Origin of the sequence: Streptomyces marinisediminis (assembly GCF_026262575.1) — a bacterium.
Taxonomy (GTDB): domain Bacteria; phylum Actinomycetota; class Actinomycetes; order Streptomycetales; family Streptomycetaceae; genus Streptomyces; species Streptomyces marinisediminis.
In genome coordinates this window covers 1-1,279 of record NZ_JAPKFL010000083.1, presented here as the reverse complement: position 1 = coordinate 1,279, position 1,279 = coordinate 1, and the positions used below count along the sequence as shown (strand labels likewise).

The window sequence follows — 1,279 nt, the reverse complement described above, 5'->3', positions numbered from 1 at the left end:
ACGTCGTTGACTGTCCTTGTTTGGGATTTGTCGGCTCGTCGGCGGGGCCACCACGCACGCGGCCGGACGGGCGCTTGTGACCTCATAGGAGCTTGGTCCAGAAGCCCCGTCACTGTCTTGTCCACCCGCCCGACCGGCGCGTGCCGCCCTCGGCTCGGACAAGCAGCAAGGACGGACATGACCAGCATGACGCACGAAGGCCCGGAGATCACCGGCGGAGTCGACACCCACGGCCTGACCCACCACGCGGCCGTGATCGACCCGCTCGGCCGGCACCTGGCGGACCGGGAGTTCCCCGCGACCATCTGCGGTTACCGGGACCTCCTGGACTGGATGCGCACCCACGGCACGCTGACCGCGGTCGGCGTGGAGGGCACCGGCGCCTATGGAGCCGAACTCGCCCGGGTCCTGACGGCAGCAGGTGTCACAGTCATCGACGTCGACCGGCCGGACCGCAAGACGAGGCGGATGAAGGGCAAGTCCGATCCGATCGACGCATACGCGGCCGCGACGGCCGTGGCCTCCGGACGGGCCACCGGCATACCGAAAAGCCGGGACGGCGTGGTCGAGGCCGTTCGGGTGTTGCGGGTCGCGCGCCGCAGCGCGGTCAAGGCCCGCACCCAGGCCATGAACCAGATCCGCAACCTGCTGGTGACCGCCCCGGCGATGCTGCGTGAGCAGGTCGCGGACCTGGACCGGGCCGTCCTGATACGCACCCTGGCCCGGCTGCGGCCCGGCGACGATGTGTCCCGTCCCCTGGCGGCGACGCGGGCTTCGCTGCGGCGTCTGGCCCGCCGCTACCAGGCGATGGACGTGGAGATCACCGAGCTCGACACCGAGATCGGCCCCCTGGTCAGGCAGGCGGCCCCAGCCCTGCTGGAACTGTTCGGTGTCGGACCGGAAACCGCCGGCCAACTGCTGGCATCAGCCGGAGACAACCCCGAGCGCATGCGTTCGGAGGGGGCGTTCGCGCACCTGGCCGGTGTCGCCCCGATCCCGGCCTCCTCCGGCCGCACCCACCGCCACCGCCTCAACCGCGGCGGCGATCGGGCCGCGAACAACGCCCTGCACACCATCGTGCTGGTCCGCATGCGCTACGACGCACGCACCCGCGCCTACGTCGAACGCCGCACCAAGGAAGGACTGTCCAAGAAGGACATCATGCGCTGCCTCAAGCGATTCGTCGCCCGCGAGATCTACCGCGCCCTGACCAGCACACCAACCGAACGAATCACCCAAACCGACCTCGCTCCTGCGGCTTGACATCCATAGGAGCATC

1 protein-coding gene is annotated in these 1,279 nt (G+C 69.9%); it reads left to right on the top strand.

All coding sequences use genetic code 11. The features are described from left to right. Positions 1-177: 177 nt before the first annotated feature. The gene (locus OSB71_RS24155; protein WP_265950934.1) at positions 178-1,263 is read left to right on the top strand and encodes an IS110 family RNA-guided transposase; all 1,086 of its coding nucleotides are present in this window, start codon (positions 178-180) and stop codon (positions 1,261-1,263) included. The last annotated feature ends 16 nt before the right edge of the window (positions 1,264-1,279 follow it).